At 47.5% G+C, this 1808-nt stretch carries 14 tRNA genes and 1 rRNA gene; all 15 read right to left on the minus strand.

The features are described 5' to 3' along the window. Positions 1-74 (minus strand): 16S ribosomal RNA (locus tag KQI88_RS17720); the annotation flags it as partial. Positions 75-451: 377 nt separating this feature from the next. Then, a tRNA-Phe gene (locus KQI88_RS17725) sits at positions 452-527 on the minus strand. A 13-nt stretch (positions 528-540) separates the two neighbouring features. Further along, positions 541-617: transfer RNA gene (locus KQI88_RS17730), tRNA-Ile, on the minus strand. 10 nt (positions 618-627) lie between these two features. After that, positions 628-702, minus strand: a tRNA-Gly gene (locus tag KQI88_RS17735). An 18-nt stretch (positions 703-720) separates the two neighbouring features. Continuing rightward, positions 721-803: transfer RNA gene (locus KQI88_RS17740), tRNA-Leu, on the minus strand. 12 nt (positions 804-815) lie between these two features. Next, a tRNA-Tyr gene (locus KQI88_RS17745) sits at positions 816-900 on the minus strand. Between the two features lie 10 nt (positions 901-910). Then, positions 911-987: transfer RNA gene (locus KQI88_RS17750), tRNA-Thr, on the minus strand. Positions 988-1017: 30 nt separating this feature from the next. Beyond that, positions 1018-1094 (minus strand) — tRNA-Asp (locus tag KQI88_RS17755). A gap of 5 nt (positions 1095-1099) precedes the next feature. Then, positions 1100-1175 (minus strand) — tRNA-Val (locus KQI88_RS17760). Between the two features lie 19 nt (positions 1176-1194). After that, positions 1195-1271: transfer RNA gene (locus tag KQI88_RS17765), tRNA-Met, on the minus strand. A 4-nt stretch (positions 1272-1275) separates the two neighbouring features. Further along, positions 1276-1351: transfer RNA gene (locus KQI88_RS17770), tRNA-Phe, on the minus strand. Positions 1352-1364: 13 nt separating this feature from the next. Further along, positions 1365-1441, minus strand: a tRNA-Ile gene (locus tag KQI88_RS17775). A gap of 5 nt (positions 1442-1446) precedes the next feature. Continuing rightward, positions 1447-1523, minus strand: a tRNA-Pro gene (locus KQI88_RS17780). A 4-nt stretch (positions 1524-1527) separates the two neighbouring features. Beyond that, positions 1528-1603, minus strand: a tRNA-Trp gene (locus KQI88_RS17785). Between the two features lie 33 nt (positions 1604-1636). Continuing rightward, positions 1637-1713, minus strand: a tRNA-Ile gene (locus KQI88_RS17790). Positions 1714-1808: the final 95 nt, after the last annotated feature.

Genomic DNA, 1808 nt, shown 5'->3' on the forward strand with positions numbered 1-1808 from the left:
TAACTCCGCTCGACTTGCATGTGTTAGGCACGCCGCCAGCGTTCATCCTGAGCCAGGATCAAACTCTTAAATAAAAATGCTCGAATTTTTGGGTTCCATTTAAATAAATTAATATTTAATGGAAACTCAGCTTTTCGCTGAGAAAGTATCTTACATAAAATCAAAGATTTTGGTAATCTACTTTTGCTGGCTTAATCTATACTGTTTAGTTTTCAAAGACCTCTTCAAGGGCTTATGCCCCATCGCCTTATTGCGGCGACTTATTTAATATATCACATCTGAAACATTATGTCAACACTTTTTTAATTTATTTTTAGACTTTTAAATTTCAACTATATAACTGCTTTTTACTATGATAACCTTTGAATGTAGATATACGATATTAAATAAAAACATAATTATAATTTTAGTGAAAATAAAAAAAGAGACTTGTATCATTCAATCTCTTCATTGGTGCCCAGAGGCGGAATCGAACCACCGACACGGGGATTTTCAGTCCCCTGCTCTACCGACTGAGCTATCTGGGCTTGTACAATTAAATGGTGGGCTCAAGTGGACTCGAACCACCGACCTCACGCTTATCAGGCGTGCGCTCTAACCACCTGAGCTATGAGCCCATAAATAAATTGGAGCGGAAGACGGGACTCGAACCCGCGACCCTCGCCTTGGCAAGGCGATGCTCTACCACTGAGCCACTTCCGCATGCTTAAATTCAATAAATGGTGCGGGTGAAGGGAGTCGAACCCCCACGGTTGCCCGCTAGATCCTAAGTCTAGTGCGTCTGCCAATTCCGCCACACCCGCATATTAAATTAATGGTGGAGGGAGAAGGATTCGAACCTTCGAAGTCGCTGACAACAGATTTACAGTCTGCCCCCTTTGGCCGCTCGGGAACCCCTCCGTACAAATAATGGAGCTGGTGATGGGATTCGAACCCGCGACCTGCTGATTACAAATCAGCTGCTCTGGCCAACTGAGCTACACCAGCATGCTTTAATTAAAAATTAAATATTAAAATTGGCGACCTGGAAGGGACTCGAACCCTCGACCTCCAGCGTGACAGGCTGGCATTCTAACCATCTGAACTACCAGGCCAATTTTGGTGGGCGCAACAGGACTTGAACCTGTGACCCCCTGCTTGTAAGGCAGGTGCTCTCCCAGCTGAGCTATGCGCCCTTATAGATAAGATTAAACATGGTAGCGGCAACAGGAGTCGAACCTGTGACCTTTCGGGTATGAACCGAACGCTCTAGCCAACTAAGCTATGCCGCCATTATGGTGCCCAGAGGCGGAATCGAACCACCGACACGGGGATTTTCAGTCCCCTGCTCTACCGACTGAGCTATCTGGGCTTGTACAATTAAATGGTGGGCTCAAGTGGACTCGAACCACCGACCTCACGCTTATCAGGCGTGCGCTCTAACCACCTGAGCTATGAGCCCACAATTGGTCCGGGTGGAGGGATTCGAACCCCCGGCCCCATGGTCCCAAACCATGTGCGCTACCAAACTGCGCTACACCCGGAAACTGGCAGGGGTGGCAGGACTTGAACCCACGACACGTGGTTTTGGAGACCACTGTTCTACCAACTGAACTACACCCCTATATTTACACATTACTCTAAATTATTTTTAAAATGGTGGGCCTTCAGGGACTCGAACCCCGGACCTGCCGGTTATGAGCCGGATGCTCTGACCAACTGAGCTAAAGGCCCTCATTTTTTTAGCATTTTATATAACTGGTCCGGGTGGAGGGATTCGAACCCCCGGCCCCATGGTCCCAAACCATGTGCGCTACCAAACTGCGCTA

This window comes from Alkaliphilus flagellatus, from assembly GCF_018919215.1.
Taxonomy (GTDB): domain Bacteria; phylum Bacillota; class Clostridia; order Peptostreptococcales; family Natronincolaceae; genus Alkaliphilus_B; species Alkaliphilus_B flagellatus.